This is a genomic window from Psychrobacter sp. H25, assembly GCF_059076335.1.
In genome coordinates, this window is the sequence record NZ_JCACRV010000001.1 from 1,866,844 (window position 1) to 1,888,892 (window position 22,049).

General features: G+C 44.2%; 17 protein-coding genes. 15 read left to right on the plus strand and 2 right to left on the minus strand.

From position 1 onward, the window contains the following. Positions 1-587: 587 nt before the first annotated feature. The 13 genes from AC5JPO_RS07525 (at position 588) to AC5JPO_RS07585 (ending at position 15,001) form a co-directional block, all read left to right on the plus strand. Positions 588-1,820: an acetate/propionate family kinase gene (locus AC5JPO_RS07525; RefSeq protein ID WP_493853708.1), complete on the plus strand. Its 1,233-nt coding sequence runs from the start codon at positions 588-590 to the stop codon at positions 1,818-1,820. Between the two features lie 80 nt (positions 1,821-1,900). Further along, entirely contained in the window at positions 1,901-4,048 is a 2,148-nt protein-coding gene (gene pta, locus AC5JPO_RS07530; RefSeq protein ID WP_493843860.1) for a phosphate acetyltransferase, read from the plus strand. 231 nt (positions 4,049-4,279) lie between these two features. After that, on the plus strand, positions 4,280-5,221 hold the full coding sequence (locus AC5JPO_RS07535; protein ID WP_493853709.1) for a nicotinate-nicotinamide nucleotide adenylyltransferase: 942 nt from the start codon (positions 4,280-4,282) through the stop codon (positions 5,219-5,221). A 131-nt stretch (positions 5,222-5,352) separates the two neighbouring features. Next, positions 5,353-5,766 carry a ribosome silencing factor gene (gene rsfS, locus AC5JPO_RS07540; protein WP_443525250.1) on the plus strand — a complete coding sequence of 138 codons (414 nt, stop codon included), beginning with the start codon at positions 5,353-5,355 and terminating at the stop codon, positions 5,764-5,766. A gap of 213 nt (positions 5,767-5,979) precedes the next feature. After that, positions 5,980-6,744 carry an MOSC domain-containing protein gene (locus tag AC5JPO_RS07545; RefSeq protein WP_493853710.1) on the plus strand — a complete coding sequence of 255 codons (765 nt, stop codon included), beginning with the start codon at positions 5,980-5,982 and terminating at the stop codon, positions 6,742-6,744. Positions 6,745-6,886: 142 nt separating this feature from the next. After that, entirely contained in the window at positions 6,887-8,242 is a 1,356-nt protein-coding gene (locus tag AC5JPO_RS07550) for an APC family permease (RefSeq protein WP_493853711.1), read from the plus strand. A gap of 43 nt (positions 8,243-8,285) precedes the next feature. Continuing rightward, positions 8,286-9,182: an N-acetylmuramoyl-L-alanine amidase gene (locus tag AC5JPO_RS07555; RefSeq protein WP_493853712.1), complete on the plus strand. Its 897-nt coding sequence runs from the start codon at positions 8,286-8,288 to the stop codon at positions 9,180-9,182. A 71-nt stretch (positions 9,183-9,253) separates the two neighbouring features. Then, positions 9,254-10,000, plus strand: a complete 747-nt coding sequence (locus AC5JPO_RS07560) for a pyridoxine 5'-phosphate synthase (RefSeq protein ID WP_493853713.1) — start codon at positions 9,254-9,256, stop codon at positions 9,998-10,000. A 101-nt stretch (positions 10,001-10,101) separates the two neighbouring features. Further along, the gene (gene kbl / locus AC5JPO_RS07565; protein WP_493853714.1) at positions 10,102-11,292 is read left to right on the plus strand and encodes a glycine C-acetyltransferase; all 1,191 of its coding nucleotides are present in this window, start codon (positions 10,102-10,104) and stop codon (positions 11,290-11,292) included. 53 nt (positions 11,293-11,345) lie between these two features. After that, positions 11,346-12,371 carry an L-threonine 3-dehydrogenase gene (gene tdh, locus AC5JPO_RS07570; RefSeq protein ID WP_493853715.1) on the plus strand — a complete coding sequence of 342 codons (1,026 nt, stop codon included), beginning with the start codon at positions 11,346-11,348 and terminating at the stop codon, positions 12,369-12,371. A gap of 119 nt (positions 12,372-12,490) precedes the next feature. Then, positions 12,491-12,655 (plus strand): hypothetical protein, encoded by a 165-nt coding sequence (locus AC5JPO_RS07575; protein ID WP_493853716.1) that lies wholly within the window; start codon positions 12,491-12,493, stop codon positions 12,653-12,655. 358 nt (positions 12,656-13,013) lie between these two features. Beyond that, positions 13,014-14,030 (plus strand): AAA family ATPase, encoded by a 1,017-nt coding sequence (locus AC5JPO_RS07580; RefSeq protein ID WP_493853717.1) that lies wholly within the window; start codon positions 13,014-13,016, stop codon positions 14,028-14,030. Next, positions 14,030-15,001, plus strand: a complete 972-nt coding sequence (locus AC5JPO_RS07585; RefSeq protein WP_493853718.1) for a DUF4435 domain-containing protein — start codon at positions 14,030-14,032, stop codon at positions 14,999-15,001. The genes AC5JPO_RS07580 and AC5JPO_RS07585 overlap by 1 nt, the downstream gene beginning before the upstream one ends. A gap of 353 nt (positions 15,002-15,354) precedes the next feature. On the opposite strand, the gene purL is transcribed toward AC5JPO_RS07585, so the two are convergent. Further along, positions 15,355-19,365 carry a phosphoribosylformylglycinamidine synthase gene (gene purL / locus AC5JPO_RS07590; RefSeq protein WP_493853719.1) on the minus strand — a complete coding sequence of 1,337 codons (4,011 nt, stop codon included), beginning with the start codon at positions 19,363-19,365 and terminating at the stop codon, positions 15,355-15,357. Positions 19,366-19,751: 386 nt separating this feature from the next. Between purL and AC5JPO_RS07595 the strand changes: the two genes are divergently transcribed. Then, positions 19,752-20,246 (plus strand): pyridoxamine 5'-phosphate oxidase family protein, encoded by a 495-nt coding sequence (locus AC5JPO_RS07595; RefSeq protein WP_319051217.1) that lies wholly within the window; start codon positions 19,752-19,754, stop codon positions 20,244-20,246. Positions 20,247-20,649: 403 nt separating this feature from the next. Further along, complete coding sequence (locus AC5JPO_RS07600) at positions 20,650-21,144, plus strand: pyridoxamine 5'-phosphate oxidase family protein (RefSeq protein WP_493853720.1); 495 nt, start codon at positions 20,650-20,652, stop codon at positions 21,142-21,144. 95 nt (positions 21,145-21,239) lie between these two features. Here the strand turns inward: AC5JPO_RS07600 and pgsA are convergent, their stop codons facing one another. Next, on the minus strand, positions 21,240-21,920 hold the full coding sequence (gene pgsA, locus AC5JPO_RS07605; RefSeq protein ID WP_443525233.1) for a CDP-diacylglycerol--glycerol-3-phosphate 3-phosphatidyltransferase: 681 nt from the start codon (positions 21,918-21,920) through the stop codon (positions 21,240-21,242). Positions 21,921-22,049: the final 129 nt, after the last annotated feature.

Genomic DNA, 22,049 nt, shown 5'->3' on the forward strand with positions numbered 1-22,049 from the left:
GCCATCATTTCAATCATAGCATTATTACACAAAGCTGTACGCATACTGAACATGAATGGCTAATAAATTTGCTGAATATTGAGCATTATTTTGAAGCTGTTGCTAGAAATAAATAAAGTACTTCTGACAATGTTGGATGCTTCCTTACCCTTCTTACTACCAACAATGCTGTCCTAAGATAATCGAACGCTTATGGCTATCGCACCCAAGTACGACTCATAACGATAGGTATGTCAACGCTTTGATAGCCTAATATGCAGCACTCTTAAGCCACACCATCATCGAGGTATAGGTACAAAAATATGTTACATTGTAGCGCGACCTTGGCACTATGATGAGTGGCCATGATGATTTGCCGCCTAAGACTGTTTTATAAAAAATAGAATCATTGGTCTAAACTAATATAAGTATCATGCAAATCGACAGCATGTTTGTTTAATGTATTTATTATAAAAACGATACGATATCAACCTGACTATTTAGTAGTATTAATGCTGTATTGGCATAAGCGTCTATTTATATCGCGTTATATTACGCTTACGATATGATGACGCGCCACCTAATAAACACCAACCTGAGGATAGAGCATGAGCGACAACCTAACCACCACTTTTGATGACAAGAACACTGAAGTATCAACCCTGACTAGCCCCACACTGGTTTTGAACTGTGGCTCGTCTTCCATCAAATACGCGTTGATTAGTGATGACAACTCTACTCGTATCACAGGTCTGGCTGAAAACTTAGGGCTTGATACTGCTCGCATCAAACACACTACCCTAGATGGTGACAAGCTCGAGATATCTATTCCTGGTGGTCGACACAAACTGGCACTACAGAAAATCCTTGAGCTACTAGAGCAATATCACTTTATCGCTGTCGGTCACCGCGTGGTACATGGCGGCCGAGAGTACTCAGAAGCGGTACGCGTTGACACTCATGCGTTAGAAGAAGTGAAGCGACTCAAAGCATTAGCGCCACTACACAACCCTGCCAATGCTCTGGGAATTGAAGCGGTTCAGGCGATCTATCCTGATATTCCGCAAGTGGTCGTATTCGATACCGCCTTTCATCAGACCATGCCGCCCGTTGCGTTTCGCTATGCATTACCAAAGTATCTATATGAAGAGCATAGAATTCGCCGCTATGGCTTTCATGGGACATCTCATGCTTATGTCTCAGAACGCACCAGCCAAATTACTGAGTCTACAGGACCACATGGCTGGCTAACGGCGCACTTAGGCAATGGGTGTTCCGCTGCTGCTGTATACGACGGCAAGAGCCTCGATACCAGCATGGGGCTGACACCGCTTGAGGGGCTCATGATGGGTACTCGTAGCGGCGACGTCGACCCAAGCCTGCACATGCATCTAAAGCGCCAGCTGGGTATGAGCCTAGAAGAAACGGACAAAATGCTCAACAGTGACAGTGGTTTACTTGGTATCTCAGGTCTGTCCAATGATCTGCGCACTATCGAACAAGCAGCCAGTGAAGGTCATGAAGACGCGCAGCTTGCTATCGAGATGTTCTGTTACCGCGCGGGTAAGTATCTCGCCAGTCTCAGCTGTGCGCTACCTGAGTTTACTGGTATTGTCTTTACTGGCGGTATAGGTGAAAACTCAGACATTACACGTACCAAAATCTTGGCAGTGATGCGTCATTTCGGTATAAAAATAGACGCTGATAAAAACGCAAACTTGATACGCGGTAAAGAAGGCAGTTTTCATGCCGAAGATAGTAGCGTCGAGCTATGGGTTGTACCAACCGATGAAGAGTACCGTATCGCTCAAGAGACCCGTCAAGCACTAAATATTGGCTAGATTGGGTAATATTGAGCAGTATTGAGCAATGATTACTTGGCATTCATTATAAAAATATAAAATAAACCATAGGATTTATTATGCAAACTATTTTACTTGTTCCCATTAGTCGCGGTATTGGCGTGACATCAGCCGCTCTTGGTTTGATTCGTGCTTTCGATTATAACGGCATCAAGGCCGGTTTTATGAAGCCATTCTTGCAAGATGACACGCTTGATAAGCAGCATAGTCTAGACAGCTCAAACGCCCTAACCATGCATGCGTTTGGTCTAAAACCGCCCAAATCGATCAGCCGTCAGCACGTTGAGCGTATGTTAGGTGATGACAATTTAGATGACTTGATGGAAGAAGTAATCGCCAATTACCACACCATGGATAGTGGGCATGATGTGGTAATTTGCGAAGGACTTGTGCCTACCACGGAGACGTCTTACGCTTCTCAAATCAACCGTGCGCTTGCTCATGCTTTAGATGCCAAAATCATCTTTGTTGGTACAGCAGATATCAGTAAACCTGCTTATCTAGCGGACAAACTCGACGTCCATGCCCGTGAGTTCGGTGGTGTCATCGATACCCGTACGCTGGGTGTGATATTGATGCGCGTACAAGACGTGCCCAATACTTTTGATAACCAACCCGTTGCCCCTGGTGAAGCAGTTGTTAGTTTAGACCCAACCTTTTTGCAAGAAGTGCAGCGCTTGTCGCCATCGTTCAATACCGAAGCGTTCCGTCTTATCGGTGTGGTGCCGTTTAGCGACTCACTGTCAGTACCGCGTACGTGGGATATCGCGACAGAGCTCGATGCTACATGGCTGAATGTCGGTGAAGCAAAGACTCGTCGTATCAACCGTATCAGCTTGACCGCACGCTCAGTGGCCCGAGTCAATGAAGTTTTTAAGCGTGGCACACTAATGGTCGTCCCTGGTGACCGCGATGACTTATTATTGGCGGCGGGCTTGGCTTGTATTAATGGGATTCCACTTGCAGGATTGGTGCTGACTGGTGGTATCACGCCAGGCAAAACCGTGGCTGAGCTATGGCAGTCAGCGCTCAAAACGGGTATCCCTGTTATGAGTGTCGAGACCGATAGTTATGAGACGGTACAGAGTCTGATGCATATGAGCTCTGAGATTCCAAGCGATGATACCGAGCGTGCAGAGGAAGTGGCTCGTTACGTGGCAGCGCACTTAGATCTGAGCTGGATCAAAGAATACTTCAGCCGGAATCACGAACCACGCCTCTCGCCATCAGCGTTCCGTCATCAGCTGGTCAAAAAGTCACAACAGGCCAAAAAACGCATCGTACTGCCCGAAGGGTCTGAGCCACGTACCGTTGAGGCGGCTTGTATCTGCCAAAGCCGCGGTATCGCCAACTGCGTCCTACTTGCCAAGCGTAGCGATGTCGAACAAGTCGCCAAAAACCGTGATTTGACGTTGCCAGAAGGGCTAGAAATCATTGATCCTGATAGTGTCGATATGAGCAAATACATCAGCGCAGTAGTAGAACGCCGCAAAGGCAAAACCAATGAAGATGTCGCTGCTGAATATCTAAAAGACACGGTATATCTTGGTACCATGATGCTACAACTGGATGAAGTTGATGGTTTGGTTTCAGGCGCTATTCATACCACAGCCAACACGGTACGCCCAGCGTTTCAGTTGATCAAGACCGCACCGCAATACTCTTTAGTATCGTCTGTGTTCTTTATGCTGTTGCCTGAGCAAGTGGTGGTCTATGGTGACTGTGCCATTAACCCTGACCCCAACGCCGAAGAGCTGGCAGAGATTGCTATCCAATCAGCACAGTCAGCTGCTGCATTTGGTATCGATCCAAAAGTGGCAATGATCAGTTACTCTACTGGCTCATCAGGCGCTGGCGCGGATGTCGAAAAAGTAGCCCGTGCCACTCAAATCGTTCGTGAGCGTGCACCAGACCTAAAAGTCGATGGTCCACTACAGTATGATGCCGCCTCGGTCATGAGCGTGGGTAAACAAAAAGCACCTGACTCGCCTGTCGCAGGTCAAGCCAATGTCTTTATCTTCCCTGATCTCAATACGGGTAACACCACCTACAAGGCCGTACAGCGCAGTGCCAATGTCGTCAGCGTCGGTCCTATGCTCCAAGGGCTCAATAAACCGGTAAATGACTTGTCTCGCGGTGCGCTCGTTGATGATATCGTCTATACCATTGCACTGACGGCGATCCAAGCACATAGCGACTTGATTTAATTGCTATAGGTCTTGCTAGTTATCCTCTTATATAATGCCGACTATCGCCATGATGGTCGGTTTTTTAATGTCGTTTTATTGGTAATGTGGTGACAGACAGCTGCTATGTGGACAGGCAGTGGTGACAGATGCTCACCTGCCCTCTACAATGGGTCTATCACTTACTCATGACTGCCATGCTCTAATAGCTCATGTACTATCACCACAACAAGCGCCTACCCCTTTATAACTATGCCTAATACCACAAGCGACCAGCAAAGCACACTCACCTCACCCCTACCTGCTATCCGCGCGTATCTTGGTGGCTCATTTGATCCGGTACATAACGGTCATCTAGAAGTAGCGATGTCTGTCCATCAGCACCTGCTCCCCATCGCCGTGCAGCAACAGTGCGCCTTGCACGTCTACCTACTACCCAATGCACGCTCACCATTTAAAACCCAAAGCACAGATCCCAATCACCGCTTAGCCATGTTGAATCTTGCGGTGCAGGACACACCGATACAGATCAGCGAGCTGGAGCTATGGCAAACGCCACCTGTCTATACTATAGACAGCGTACGCACACTCAGGCAGCAATACCCTAACGATAGCTTGATATTTATTATGGGTATGGATAGCGCGCATAGCTTGGACAAATGGAAAGATGGATTGCGACTCATTGACTATGTCGATCTATGGGTGTTCAATCGTGCAAGCCACGATAGTAACAATGACGGGATTTCTGACAGTCAGTCATCATTTGGACAAGATACGGCGACTGCTCAAGATATCTCTACTCTAAAATCGCAACTGCCAGTGTCGTTGCAGCTCTGTATCGCGGACTCACCTATGACATTGTTAACCTCAAGTTCCAAATGCCTGAAAGATAGCACTCATTTAAATAGCTCTGATCCAAATAGCTCTGACTTAAAAAACGCCAATCAAGGACATATTTATATAGACACGCGGCCCATCACTGCCGTATCCAGCACTCAGATACGTGAACAACTACAGGATCTGGCGCACAAAACAAATAAAATACCCGTCGCTGACAGGCAAATCGCATCTATAGCATCAATAAATGCTATCATTAGCAATACTGAATTCAATCCATTAGCTAAATGGCTAAATCCTGCTGTTTATCACTATATTATCGCCCATCAGCTATATTCTGCTGCTCAATTCCGTTAAAATCGCCTTATCTATGTCATTTTTTCTATCCTGTTTTTATGCATGACTGACAATATGTGATCAGTCGGATAAGACAAATTGACGTTTTACCCCTTTATTTTTAATATTTACGATTCAAGAGATTAAAGTTTATGACCAAAACCATGACTGAAGAACGCCTAAAAGAATGTTTGACCATAGTACAAAGCGCTCTAGATGATATGAAAGCAAAGAACATTACTGTAATGAACGTAGAAGACTTGACCGACGTCACTGAACGCATCGTCATCGCTGATGGTACCTCAAAACGTCATGTCCGTGCGATGGCGGATAGCGTTGGTGCTGAAGCCAAGCAATCAGGCTTTATGCCGCTTGGCCGTGAGGGCGGTATCGACTCTGACTGGACATTGATTGATTTGGGCGCAGTTGTCGTTCATATCATGACCCCGCAAGCGCGTGAGTTCTACGACCTAGAAGGTCTATGGTCATCACCGGACCAGTTGGCTGAGCTGGTTGCTACGCCGCGTGAAAAGAAAACTGCTGGTCGTCGCAACAAGAACAAATAAAGTCATTGAGTACAATTACCGCGTCATACTAAAAGCATGAGACCATAAAGACCAGAATCATTATTCTGGTCTTTTTTTGTGCTTATATTTGAGTATATATGTCATGATAAATACCCATTAAAATGGCTAATAATGCGATAGATTGCTATGATAATCTTTTCCTTTTTTGCCCAATTTTTGTCTTGTCTATGACGCTTTTATTAAGGACTGCTCATGTCTGCTGACCACAGCTCAAACCCTAAGATTAACCTACCCTTGCATGTGGCAAACCTAGTATGTGTCCGCGCGGGAAAAGCCATGCCATTCACTCGCGAAGAAATGAGTGCCATTGATAAAGCGCCAATCAAAACGCCTGTTGCCGTCAACTTTATGGGATTGACCACCGATGAGCAAGCCGACCGCAAACATCACGGCGGCCCACTCAAAGCCGTGCATCAACTGCCAACTGCGACGTATGAAAAAATCAATACAGAGTTTGACCTAAAAGTACGTGTCGGTACGCTTGGTGAAAACCTTACCACTGAAGCCGTCAATGAATTACCTGAAATGGATGAGTCTAATGTCTGTATTGGCGATGTTTATCAGTATGGCGGGCAGTATAGTGAAGACAATATAAACGGTGAAGATAGCGTGCAACTGCGTATCGTGCAACCGCGCCGCCCGTGCTACAAAATCAATGACCAAATTGGTCAGTTTACTAAAGTGCCCAATATCGCGGCATGGGTCAGCAAGCAAGGTATCTCAGGCTGGTATTTCCAAGTTGTACGTGATGGCATGATTAACCCTGATTTGCCTGTGTATTTAATCGAACGTCCCTATCCGTTTGCTACGCTTGAGACACTTTGGCAATTGTCCAATTCAAAAGAGAAGTTTGACGCCGAAGTGATTGAGCCGTGGCTGGCAATTAAGTGTTTGGAGGAGAGTTGGAAAAAGGTTCTGGCTAAAAAAATCCAACAGGATCGCAAAAGCATCACTTAACAAAAACCTTTAGTATGACTTTCCTATTTATAAGAGATGGCCAGTACCCTGCGTAATGGCGTCACAAGGTTTTTCATGCCCCAGCCCAATTCGACAATAAGAACGACACTCTCCTTTGTTTTACATCTCAAAGGAGACAGCTATGAGTGAACAAACAGAAAGCATCAGTTATCTACAGGCAATTGCCATCAGCGTGGGCGCCATTATCGGTTGGGGCGCTTATGTGATGCCAGGTGATTTGTTTTTACCTCAATCACAGCTGCTAGGCTCTTCTGTTGCCATTATTATCGGTACTTTGGCAATCTATATGGTGGCGCGCGCTTACATCAACTTGCTGACCCAAACACCAGAAAACGAGTCAGGCGGTATCTATTGGATTGAAAAGTATATCAATAGAAAACACGCCTATATTTATGGTTGGGGTGTCACAATAGGTTATATCTCCATTATCGCGCTCAATATATCAGCTGTCGCTTTACTGTTGCGATATCTGTTGCCCAGCGGCTTACAACTGGGTTATCTGTATACGATTGCCGGTTGGGAAGTCTACGCCAGTGAAGTATTCCTATGTAGCGCGGCTATTATTTTGTTCAGCTATATCAATTTAAAGGGTGTACGAGTTGGCGCAAAAATCCAGCTATACATCGCTTTATTTATGATTTTGTCAGTGACGGCATTGTTTTTTGCGTCGCTCTGGATGACGCCTGCTACTCAAGCATTTTTGCCCACTGATATGTCTAGCAGCTCTATTACTAGTTTGGTATGGCTGCCTATATTAGCCGTGATGCCATGGGCGTATGTCGGTTTTGAGACCACACCGCAGATTTCAAAAGCCATTAGCGACTCAAAAACCAAGACCAAAAGCATTATTTTGATTTCACTCATCGCAGGCGTGTTGTTTTATTTTTTGATCAACTACTTTACTGCGCTAAACATGAGCTTTGAATACCAAGCCATCAAAGACAGCAATTGGGCAGCAGGTGAAGGCATAGACAATCGCATCGGTAGCATCGGCATCTGGCTGCTATCGATAGCGATGATTGGTTCAATAATGAGCGGTATCAATGGGTTTATATTGTCATCTGTTAAGCTTTTAGAGTCTATGAGCGACACCTCGCTATTGCCTAGTATATTTACGGATAAAGACAATCATTTTAGTAAGCAAAAAACCGTGATATTGATATGTTTCGTATGTCTACTTTCGCCCTGGCTCGGTAGAAACTACCTACTCGATATCGTGACCATGGCATCTTTGGGTATTACAGTGGGCTTTGCTTATGTCACTACCGCTGACCTCATCAATGAGCGAAAAAAGAAACAGGCAGGTCTACTAAATTACTTGTCTGTATTGATCAGTGTGGTCTTTATATCGCTACTGCTGCTGCCATTTTCACCAGCAGCGTTGTCATTCAATGCTTATGTATTGCTCGGACTCTTTGTTGTCTTAGGCGTAATAGGATATCGAAAAATAATGCCTGTGCAAACCGTAGCACCGTAGCGCATAATATCAGCACATAACCTTCCGCTATATAGAGCAATTTATGGCAAAAAGTATGACCTCTTTAGCATTGGCATCAGTATTAGTATCGTGCTTCACGCTGCCCTTGATTGGCTGCGTGACGACGACATCACCAGTAGCAACGACCAAAAACTATAGCGTCGATAGCGACACGTATCAATCGACGGGTAAAAGTGAACGCATCAAAACCATCGTTCTGCACTATACGGTCTCAGATAATGAGCGCTCGATAAAGACATTGACGACGGGCAATGTGAGCGCGCACTATCTAATCCTAGACAGTAATGATGATAAAATTTATAACCTCGTGCCCGAATCTGAGCGCGCGTGGCATGCAGGCGACGGTGGCTTTGCAGGACGTACCATCCTCAACGATACCTCTATCGGTATCGAGATTGTCAATGCAGGGATAAAGCCTGAATATCGAGACGCGCTAAAAAAGGATGATATGAATTACCATCCTTATGAGCATTATGTGACGTTTGATGAGTTGCAGATTAAGAAAGTCGCGGAGCTGGTGCAAGATATCACCGCGAGATATGGTATCTCACCAAAAAATATCATCGGTCACTCGGATATGGCACCCTCGCGCAAGATTGACCCCGGAGCAAGATTCCCGTGGGAGCGACTGTATAAAGAATACGGTATCGGCGCTTGGTATGATGAAGCGGACAAACAAGAAATTATGAATCGGCGTACCTTAGTCACGCCAAGCGTGCAAGAGATCAAGCAAGCCTTTCGCAAGTATGGTTATCAAATCAACGATACTGATACGTGGGACAAACCCAGCCGTGACGTGATCTATGCGTTTCAGCTGCATTTCAGACCGCAGCAACCAACCGGTAATATGGATAGCGAGACCTATGCGATATTACAGGCGCTCAATATGAAGTATGCTGGTCGGGGTGACTTCTACTAAAATTAGGTATTGGCCATTAACAACTATCTATTTATTTATCTACCCATAACAACAATGAAAAAGGACATATGATGAGCACCCTATTTAGTGTTAATTTAAACAAACTCGCCTTAATCAGAAACTCTCGCGGCACGGATTATCCCAATCTGCTGTATTTTGTAAAGAAGCTCATTGATCTGGGTGTCAAGGGCTTTACTGTGCATCCGCGACCTGATGAGCGTCATATCAGATACCAAGATGTCTATGATATCAGTGCATTCTTAAAAGACTATCCAGAGATTGAGTTCAATATCGAGGGCAACCCAAATGAGCAGTTTTTAAAGATTATTCGCGAAGTCAAACCGCATCAGTGTACGCTCGTGCCCGATAGCGAAGACCAACTGACCTCCGATCATGGTTTTGACATCATCAAGCATAAAGATATGCTGTCAGCGTTAAGTCATGAGCTGCAAAGGTTTGGTACACGCTGCGCGGTATTTATCGATCCTGATATCGAGCAAATCAAAGCGGTCATCGACAGCGACGTGCAAACGATCGAGATGTATACCGAAGAATGGGCACGCGCCTACAGTAATGGTAAGAGTGATGCCAATATTGATTTCAATGAGGTCAAGCAACGCTTTAGCGACTGTATCACCCTCGCCAGTGATAACGGAATTCGCGTCAATGCGGGTCATGATTTGAATTTGGATAATTTGGCTGATCTGCTCGCGCTTAGTGATATCGCTGAGGTGTCTATCGGTCATGCGTTTACGATTGAGTCGCTAGAGCAAGGCATGGATAATGTGGTGCGCCAGTATCTGACGATTTGTGCTTAAACTGCATCAATAAGCAAATAGTTTGGTTCTATTAGTAGTTTCAATATTTTTATGTTCAACAGACCCTAAGCAAACACTAATAATATAAAAAAGGAATTTTTATGTATCAAGCCTTTCAACAACATCTACAACAAGAAATCGACGATATCCGCGCAGCAGGCCTGTATAAATCCGAGCGCATTATCACTTCTCCGCAAGATGCGCTCATAACCATCGCCGACGGCCGTGAAATGCTGAACTTCTGTGCCAATAATTACCTTGGATTGTCTGACCATCCTGAGATTAAAAAGGCAGCTACCGAGGCCATTGAAAACTCAGGTTATGGCATGTCATCGGTGCGTTTTATTTGTGGTACTCAAGATTTGCATAAGCAGTTAGAGGCGGCGATTTCTCAGTTTTTTAATACCGAAGACACGATTCTGTATGCGGCCTGTTTCGACGCCAATGGCGGTGTCTTTGAGCCACTGCTGACCAGTGAAGATGCCATTATTTCTGACTCATTAAACCATGCCTCAATCATCGATGGTGTGCGCCTGTGTAAAGCCGCGCGTTATCGCTATGCCAATGCGGATATGCAGGATTTGGAGACTCAGCTGCAAGCGGCACAAGCACAGCGTTTTCGTTTGGTTGTCACCGATGCCGTGTTTTCAATGGATGGTAACGTGGCACCGATGGATGAGATCTATGCGTTGGCACAAAAGTACGATGCTATGGTCATGATTGACGAGTGTCATTCAGCAGGTGTCGTCGGTCGCACGGGTGGCGGCGTGACTGAATTGTTTGACCTACGCGGTGATATTGAGCTGATCACAGGTACTTTAGGCAAGGCATTTGGCGGGGCGATTGGCGGCTTTACGACGGGTAAAAAAGAAATGATTGAGATGCTGCGTCAACGCTCACGCCCGTATCTGTTTTCAAACTCTATTCCGCCTATGATTGCGGCCGCTGGGTTAAAAGCGTTTGAGATGCTAGCAGAAGACAATACCCTACAAGACAAACTGCATGAAAATACCGCCTATTTTGTGAAGCAAATGCAAGATGCAGGCTTCGATATCAAGCCCACCGAATCGGCAATCTGTGCAGTGATGCTGTATGACGCTACTGTCTCGCAACAAATGGCAGAGGCGCTACTTGAAGAGGGTATTTATGTGATTGGCTTCTTCTACCCTGTCGTACCCAAAGACGAAGCGCGCATCCGTGTCCAGCTCTCCGCTGCCCATACGCGCGCGCAGCTCGATCAGTGTATCGCCGCCTTTATCAAGGTTGCCAAGCAAATGGAAGTGATTGCTTAGGTATTTGATAATTCATAGGTAGGCACTACTTATAGCCAAAATAAGAGAAAATTATGAAAGCACTGGTTAAAACGCATGCCGAAAAAGGCATCTGGATGCAAGACGTACCAGAACCGACGGTCGGCATCAATGACGTCAAAATAAAAATTAAAAAGACCGCCATTTGTGGTACGGATTTGCACATTTATAAGTGGGATGAGTGGTCACAAAACACCATCAAGACGCCGATGATCATTGGGCACGAGTACGTCGGTATCATTAGTGAAATGGGCGATGGTGTCAAGCATTTCGCAGTGGGTGACCGTGTTACTGGCGAAGGTCATATCGCTTGCGGGCATTGCCGTAACTGTCGCCGAGGTAAGCTGCATGTGTGCGAAAACACAATAGGCGTGGGCGTTGACCGCGATGGCGCGTTTGCCGAATATTTGGTGATACCTGCCGATAATGTCATCAAGCTAGATGAGCGTATCAGCGATGAAATGGCCGCCATTATGGACCCTTTTGGTAATGCCACGCATACCGCCCTTTCATTCCCTGTACTGGGTGAAGATGTGCTAATCACGGGGGCGGGTCTGATTGGGTCAATGGCAACAGCGATTTGCCGCTTTGCCGGAGCGCGTAATATCGTGGTCAGCGATATTAGTGATTATCGCCTAGAGCTTGCCAAAAAAATGGGCGCGACGATGACCATCAACCCAGCCAAAGGTGAAACCATCGAAGGCGCTATCGATACGTTAAAAATGCACGGCTTTGATATTGGGCTTGAGATGTCAGGCTCGCCTCAGGCGTTTGATTCGATGATTAGTAACATGTATAACGGCTCTAAAATTGCACTCTTGGGCATTTTACCCAACACTACCACGGTGGATTGGAGCAAGATTATTTTTAAGGCGTTAACTCTAAAAGGTATCTATGGCCGTGAGATGTGGGAGACGTGGTATCAGATGGAGCAAATGCTGATTAGCGGTATTGATCTATCGCCTATCATTACCCATCGCATGCACATTGATGACTTTCAAGAAGGCTTTGATATCATGGAAAGTGGGCAATGCGGTAAGGTGATTTTAAGCTGGGATTGATAATCCGGTGCGTCAGTATTTGAGGAGTCGTGGTTAGGGTTTACATTGTCACAACTTATGAAACGGCGCTGATTTCAGTGCCGTTTTTTATAGGGTAAAAATTATATGGAGGATAAACTATGAGTGATCCTGAAGCCGATAAACTTAAAAAGTATCTAGCAGAAAAAGCCAAACAAGATCAGGAGAAAGAACAAGCGTCTGAGCCGCTTTCTGCCTATGATGATTGTGTGTTAGAAAGAGTGCTAAAGTTTATGGCAGAGGCTCAAAGAGATGTTAAGAAATGAGTGGGCATAGACATTTTTAGCCAAAAATCTCGTATCAAATCCCTTTAATTTTAACAACTTCATTCATCTTATAAGACCAAGAAGCTAGTTTAACGAAGCTAACTATAAATAGTTTTTGCATGTAGTTAAATTAAGCTCTAGCATACCATTTACCCCTTAATTTTAGACATTATGGTATGCTACTAAATGAGTTGTATTGATATTGAGTTTATTGATACTTTAGCAGTCTACAAGCGTAAAATTTTCTCTATGTTCCACTTTAAGTCACTCCTACTTAGCTAGTTATTCTTAAAGCTAAGTATATCTCTAGTTTGCCTAATATATTAAATTAATGTAAATCTAATTCTAAAGAAAAACTATGAATAATTTTATTGAAAATGTTGAGATTAAAAACCTATTTCATGAGAAGGATGTTAACTGGAACTTGAAAAGAGTAAATGTTCTGGTTGGTAAAAATGGACTAGGCAAATCGACTATTCTTCGTCTTATAGACTCTGCTATCACTCAAAATCCATGTGAAGATTGGAAGGTATGTGATGAAGCTTCTATAAAATTCAATAATAATAACTATAGCACTATAAAAAAAGACCTCAAGGAATTTAAAAAATATTTTGAAAAATTTAATAACTCAGGTAATTTATCAGAATTAGTTGAGAAAACCATTAGAAACAATGCTCTTGCAAAAGAACTCGACCAAGAAATAATTGAAGAACTCAAAAACCAAGTGATAAATGATTTCAATAAGGAACTTAATAATCTAAATAAGAAAAGTATAGGAGAAAATAGCCTGATTGGATACTCTTTAAAGAGTGATCTAGAAGATTTAAAGACTGAGTTTATATCTACAATAAATATGAGTGCGAATTCTATTAATAATATTACTACAAGTAGTGGGAAAAATACGACCCTTTTAGATATCGAAATAGATAATGAAATTAAAAGAATGATAGACAATTGCAAGAAAAATAAAGATTTTGACCTAAGATTGAAGCTTACAACAGCATTGAATAGTTTTTTTGAGGAAACAAACAAGAAAATATATTTTGAGGACGATGCTATAAAGATAGTTTCGGGTAGTAATAAAAAATTGCAATTTCAAAACCTATCATCAGGTGAAAGACAGATAATTTTTATATTTTTAAAAGTAATAAATGGTGGTGTTGATCGATCTTTAATTTTAATGGATGAACCCGAAATATCTTTATACCTTTCATGGCAAGAAAAATTATTAGATGAAATCACTAAAATTAATGAGTCTAGTCAGATTATCATTGTTACTCATAGTCCAGCTATAGTAATGAATGGGTGGTTCGACTGTCTTGTGGACATTGGAGATATTCTTATAGATAAACTTGATTTTATCGAGGCTGAATAATGTCAGCTTTTATAAAATATCCTTTCGACTCTAATTTCATCAAGGCTTACAATAAGATGTATTTTGGCACCGAAATGTACAATCTATATATTGAAGATAGTAGCGATGCTTGGTTTTGGGAAAAATTTATTAAAAAAAGTCTTCCGAATAAATATCGTATTCTCTCTTGGAGTAAACGTGGAAAATTCAATTTAGCGCCGCATTATTCAGAAGCCAAGCTTGAAGCTCTAATTGCTGTAGATAGTGATTTCGACTATCTGTGCCCAAATATTGGGTATGGAAATGAGTTCTGTTCTAATCCTTATCTTTTACATACATTTGCATATAACCGTGAGAGTGTGCTCATAGAAAAAAATAGTCTTCAGCAATTTATATCAGACATTAAATTTACTATCACTCATGATATTGACATAAATCTATTTATTAAAAAATTTTCAGCATTAGTATTTGAAGGACTCATAAAATTTATTCATCTGAAAAATATCAATAAAGAGAACTTAAATCATGATGAATTCCATCAATGCTTTCATATTACAGATAAAAAAATCATAACGGTTAATGCTCAGAATAAGCCAATTATTGATATGACCGTTTTGGACAGTATTTCACATAACTTCCAAAATTATTTCCAGAATTATACACTCTCATTATCAGAAGAATCTGATGCTCGAAACCATCTACTTCAATTAGGTGTTAATCAGGACAATGCTTACAGATTTATAAACGGGCACAAGCTAGAAGAGCTAGTTGTTAATATAGTGAGCCAATTGACTGCTACGTTGTCTCATCTAGAATTAAATATTATCAAACAAGAATTTCAAGGCGATCAAATTAGTGAACGTAGGTCTCAGGTAAGGAAAACTCTCGAAGAAGAGTCTCAAATCAAGACATATTTACGTAGATACCCTATTTGCGATGAAGATGAAATTCATCAAAAAATATTTGCAAAAATTGAAGCTCTTAAACCCTAGCTTCAGTTATTTCTAATGAGTGAGTTTAGACCACAATATCTATCAAAATGCGCCATTCATCTCTAACTGGAGCAGTGTCCTACTAATTTGGGCAAATTACGGCAGCTAGAGGTTGAGATGATGTCGAGGTAACAGTAATATTTCAACTCATGTCACCGCCTAGATCAGATGTACAGATATAATGAAACAGAAAGTTCCCTTTAAATAATTTTCACTTGTGAGGCTAAAATTGCAGTGCAAGTTTTTAACGCTTCTCAGGATTTAGCTCCTAATATAATGAAACCCAAACACAAAAAAGGTGAGCATTACGCCCACCTTTTTTATGTCCACAACATTATCTAAACCAACTTAGCCTATCTAAACCAAGCACGAGCGTTACGGAACATACGCATCCACGCGCCGTCCTCATCCCACTCTTCTGGTTTCCAGCTGTGGTTATACGCTTTTAGGTTACGCTCAGGATGCGGCATCATGATCGTGACGCGACCGTCGGTGCTACATAGACCCGTGACACCGCCGAGCGAGCCGTTTGGATTGAGCGGATACGTCTCGGTTGGGTGACCTTGGCTGTCGACATAACGCATGGCGAGCTGACCGTGGTTTGCCATACCGTCGATTTCGGTATTATCTAGTGTGGCATAGCCTTCACCATGCGCCACCGCGATTGGCAAGATACTGTCTTGCATACCTTTAAACAGGATAGACTTGGTACGCTCAACTTTTACGTTGACAGTACGCGCTTCAAAACGAGCGGATTTGTTAGCGATGAAGCGTGGGAAGTTTTCCGCACCTGGGATGAGGTCTTTTAACTGAGCCATCATCTGACAACCGTTACAGACACCCAAGCTAAAGGTATCAGGACGGGCGAAGAAGCGCACAAACTGCATGCGTAGCTCGTCATGGAACAAGATAGAGTTCGCCCAGCCTGAGCCTGCGCCGAGTACATCACCATAACTAAAGCCACCACAGGCGACCAGACCGTCGAAGTCACGTAGATTGATACGGCCGCTCAGCAGATCGCTCATGTGGACATCGACCGCTTCAAAGCCAGCTTGGGTAAAGCCTGCTGCCATTTCCGTCTGACCATTGACGCCTTGCTCGCGGAGGATTGCGACTCTTGGCTTCTCTTCGCGGCTAGCCAAGTACGGTTCTTCAACTTTTTGATTCAGATCAAAGTTCGGCGCAGCGATCAGACCTTTATGGCTCGCGTCGCTAATCAAGTCATACTCTTGCTGTACGCACGCTGGATTATCACGGCGACGCGCGATTTGATAGCTGACCTGAGTCCACGCTTGCTGCAATTCAGTACGGCTAAAGCGTAGCGTGTCATCACCCATAAGCGTTGGCGTTTGGATAAGCAGGCTATCTTCTTCCGAGCTTTGACCGACGAGGCTCAGCATATCAGCAACGTTAAACTCTTCTGCCAATTGCATTAAAGCGGCTACGTTTTCTGGCAATACTTGGATGACCGCACCCAACTCTTCACTGAACAGCTGACCGAGTAAGTTATCATCATCTAATGACAGCTTGATACCTTGACGGCTGGTGAACTGCATCTCAGCGATAGTTGCCAATAGACCACCATCACCGATATCGTGATAGGCGCTGATGACGCCTTGCGCGTTGCCTGCTTGCACAAAGTTAAAGAAGTCGATCAAGTCGCTTGGCTGAGCCAAATCTGGGCAGTCGTTGCCTAATTGGCTCAACGTTTGCGCAAGGATTGAACCGCCCAGACGTAGCTTGCCTTTTGACAAGTCAATACGGTAGAACGCGCTATCGCCATTGATTAGCTCAGGGGTTAGCGTTTTTGCCACATCAACCACAGGGGCAAAGGCAGTAATCACGAGGCTCGTTGGTGACACGACTGATTTATCCGTATCACCTTCTTCACTGCTGTCAGTCCAGTTGGCACGCATGGATAGCGAGTCCTTACCGACTGGAATAGCGATACCTAGTGCTGGGCATAGCTCTTCACCGACGGTATGTACCGCATCGAATAGTGCTGCGTCCTCGGCGTCATCGCCGCATGCTGCCATCCAGTTCGCTGACATAGTGATATCAGACAACTGAGCGATACGCGCACCAGCGATGTTAGTGATTGCTTCACCCACTGCCAGACGCGCAGACGCTTTTGGATTAATTAGCGCAACAGGTGTACGCTCACCGATACTCATCGCTTCACCAGTCATTGGCTGACCGTCTAGCGCGATCAATCCTGACGCCGTCACTGCGCAGTCCGATACAGGCACTTGATAGCGACCCACATACTGATCACGCACGACCATACCCGTGATAGAGCGGTCACCAATGCTGATCAGGAATGATTTGCTAGCGACGGTTGGGTGACGCAATACATCAGTGATTGACTCGGCTAAATTAACGTCATCAAGCGCTAGTGCTGGCAACGTGCTATCAGTACGCTCAAAGCTACGCTTCATCTTTGGCGTGCCACCGAGCAATACTTGCATCGGCATATCGACAGGCTGCTCATCTAGTAGCGAATCATTAACAACCAGCTGGCGCACATCCGTAGCTGTACCTAAGATGGCATACGGGCAGCGCTCACGCGCACAGATGGCATCAAACTGGGCTTCGCTATCAGGGCGAATCGCGAGGACATAACGTTCTTGCGCTTCGTTTGACCAAATGGCCATTGGTGACATGCCTGCTTCTAGCGATGGAACGTTACGCAGGTTAAGTACCGCGCCCATCTCGTGGTCATTGACCAGCTCTGGCATTGCATTAGAGATGCCGCCCGCGCCCACATCGTGCAATGACACGATAGGGTTACCGTCTTTGCCATTATTGCTCGCATCGACATCATTACCAGCTAATGCCCAGCATCGATCCATAACTTCTTGGCAACGACGCTCCATCTCAGCGTTGTCACGCTGGACTGAAGCAAAATCCAAACCTTCATCAAGGTCGCCACTATCGACCGACGATGCGGCACCGCCGCCCAAACCGATTTGCATCGCAGGACCACCAAGGACGATTAGCAAATCACCTTGTTGAATAGCGTTTTTTTCAATCAGGTTGCGTTTGATGTTGCCGTAACCACCTGCCAGCATGATTGGCTTATGATAGCCGCGCATCTCGCTGCCGTCTTTTGCCGCTGACGTATCTAACTGAAAGCTACGGAAGTAACCGCATAGGTTAGGACGACCAAACTCGTTTGAAAAGTTGGCACTACCTAATGGCGCTTCGGTCATAATCTCAAGGCTGGTTGCCATACGATCTGGCGTGCCATAAGCTTCCGTGCTCAGTTGACCTGACTGCTCCCATTTCTCAGCCAACTCAGGGATATGCAAATGTGATACGTGGAACCCTGTTAGACCACCTTTTGGCTTGCCGCCGCGACCTGTTGCGCCTTCATCACGAATCTCACCACCAGCACCTGTCGCTGCACCAGAGTACGGCGCAATCGCTGTTGGGTGATTGTGCGTCTCAACTTTCATCAAAATATCAATTTCTTCTTGATGGAAGTCATAAGGATGAGCAGAATTTACATCCATAGCGTCAGTCGGGATAGGATAAAAACGCATACCATTAGAGCCTGCCATGACCGCAGCGTTGTCTTTATAAGCAGACAAGATGCCTTGTGGATTAGACTGGTAGGTGTTCTTGATCATTTGGAACAGTGATTTGGGTTGTACCTCGCCATCGACGGTCCACTGGGCATTGAAAATCTTATGACGGCAATGCTCTGAGTTTGCCTGTGCAAACATCATCAGCTCAACGTCAGTTGGGTTGCGTTTCAGCTCATTGACGTACGCATTCATCAGATAGTCGATATCTTCACTGGATAATGCAAAACCAAACTCGGTGTTGGCTGACTCTAGCGCTGACTGACCTTGTCCAATGACGTCGATATGATTTAGTGATGCTGGCGCTTGATCGTCGAACAATTTGCTCACATCGCTCAAGTCATAGACCAAGCTCTGGGTCATACGGTCGAACAATAACTGCTCAGCGTCTACTGGTAATTTTTCGCCTGCATCACCGTTTATTTTTTTATCGAGGGTCAACGTATAAACAACGACACGCTCAACACGGTTGATCTCGATTTCACAGTTATTAAAGATATCTGTCGCTTTACTTGCCCATGGTGAGATAGTACCAAAACGTGGCCCAACGATGACTTGGTATTGATTGTCCTGCGGGGCAGCTAACGTTGTTGATGGGTCAACCGCCAGTAGATCTAGCGCTTTTTTGTGCTCATCACCAGATAGCTCTCGTGATAACACATAGACTTGCTGAGTACTTATTTGACTGACATTTAGCTCGGTTTTTTGCTGGAACTGACTGATGAGTTGCTGCGTCTGAAAATCGGTAAGAAACGGTTGTCCGGCGATGGTCATCATAAAGGCATAATCCGTAAGATCAAGGCATCTCTGCCATGCTAAGTAAATGGTCTGGGTATTATAACAAGAAGACCTATAATAAGCAGGTCTAAACCAAGATAAATTGCCGATAAGTTGTACGCTACTGCTATCGAATACTGGCAGAATAATAAGATTGTGCCACGGTTTATCCATTACTCTGCTAATGCTGTACAAGACAAACAAAAGTGAAAAATACACAGCGTCACACTTTTTACTTAACCCTCATACTCCTTACAAACACTCACATCGCATTACTGGGCACCTATATAAATGTATGGGGACAACTCGGTATTCTACATCCAGATAAAAACTAAAGCGTGTAACCAAAACGTTTCACTATAATCTTAAAGTAAAAGGGATATCCTATGAGCAAGCAAGACCAAATTGATAAAATCCAAAACGTCATTAAAGATGTAAAGTTTGCGATGCTGAGCACTGTCAACAGCAAAGGCGATGTACACGCGTGGCCAATGACGACTAGCGAAGCGAGCATCGGTGGTAAAGAGATTTGGTTCATCGGTGACAAAACATCAGACATAGTAAAAGACATTCAGAATAACGAAAAAGTCGGTCTGTCTTATGCTTCTCAAGATGAGAAAGATTATGTCTCTGTGAGTGCCAATGCAGAACTGCCAACGGACAAGAATAAGTTAGAAGAATTGTGGTCACCAGTCTACAATGCGTTTTTTGAACATGGTAAAGAAGATCCAAACGTACAGCTAATCAAAGTCGTACCACATGGTGTTGAGTGCTGGTTAGGTGGTAGCTCTACCATTAATATGTTCAAGATGGCAGCAGCAGCATTACAAGACGGCAAAACAGCTGAAGACATCGGTGAGCAGTTTGAAGTATCGCTATAAGTTATAAGTATTGAACCAGAAGTATTAGATAAGACGATTATTTGATAATCGGATATTTAATAATATAAAACGTCAGTAAGCATCTGCTTATTGGCGTTTTTTAGTAGGTACTATAGCAGTAGCCAAATCGATTGTTGCACGGTGATAAGCCCTTACAAACCATCACAGAGTATTACAGATTGCCTGTATCGCTGAACTGGACGATATCGTTATATTAATTGTGGTTGCGCTGATAATAGTTGTCGCAATCGCTGCTCTACTACAATACCTACAGGTATTAACAGGTACCGATCAAATTGTAATGACAGTACCTATCCAGCGACGCGAAGATGATTTTTATCAGATAGCTCTTATCTCGCACACTCATTTCATTATAAAAATTAAACAGTAAAGGATAACTATTATGAATAAGCAAGAACAGCTAGATACCCTCCAAGATATGGTAAAAGATATTAAATACACGATGATGACTACTCGCACCAGTGAGAACCACCTCCACTCTTGCCCGATGAACACTACCGAAACCGGTTTTGGTGCCAAAGAGATTTGGTTCATCGCTCATAATCCGTCCGAGACTGTTGATAACATCAACAATGACGCACAAGTCAATCTCGCTTACGTCAGTCAAGACAATAAAAAGTACTTGTCTATCACGGGTAAAGCTGAGCTGGTAGATGATAAAGATAAGTTAGATGAGCTGTGGTCAGTGACTTACAACGCTTACTTTGAGAAAGGTAAAGAAGACCCAACAGTACAGCTGATCAAAGTCATCCCTCACGGCGCTGAATACTGGGCAAATGGTAATGCCATAGCTAGTGCTGTGAAGATGACAGCTGCGGCGGTGACAGATACCGCTATTGAAAAAAGCTTAGGTGAGAACTTCTCAATAGAACTATAGTATGCTAGATATCAAAAATTTGAACACAAAAAACGCCAGTGGTAGTAGCAACTGGCGTTTTTTATTAGTGACGGCTCTCAATACTAGCTACTTTACTAGCCGCTTTGTTTTAAGTAAGGCCATGCCGCTTTTAGGTAAATCATCATTGACCATAATGTCAGTATCACGGCGGCTACCATCAAGACATAACCAATCGTCTCAAGCGACTCCCAATTTAATAACAGTACAGTAATGGCGACCATCTGAAAGGTCGTCTTTAGCTTGCCGACGTAAGACACCGCAACGCTGGTGCTTTTGCCGAGCTCTGCCATCCACTCACGTAGCGCAGATACCGCGATCTCACGTGAGATAATGACGATAGCGGCGATAGCCATGATGATATTAGGGTGCCACTGGACAAGCACAATCAATGCGACCGCTACCATGAGCTTATCAGCCACAGGGTCCAAAAAACGCCCAAATGCTGACATGACGTTTAGTTTACGAGCAAAATAGCCATCGAGCCAATCAGTAATCGCCGCAATAATAAAGACACCGGTCAAAAGTAAGTGGCGCAGCAAACTATCGCTAAACTCGCTCATCCCTACTCGAGCAATAACATTGTCTGAGATTGCCGGCATGCCGATACCCATAGCAGGTGGCCAGTAGGCAATTGCAACAAACAGCGGAATCATCAAGATACGAGCAATCGTCAGATTGTTGGGCAAGTTAAAAATACTCTTAGTATTTTGCGAACTTGACGGCTCCTGCGTGTGCAAATGCGTGCTCTCAGTCATGGCAAACCCAGTTCAATATAGACATAATAATGGCAGATAGCTTAGCATTTTTCGGACGAGACGTCATGCCATCTCTTCAGCGATTGAGTGATCAAAACTATCTAGATTAGATATTTGGGCCCTAGATAC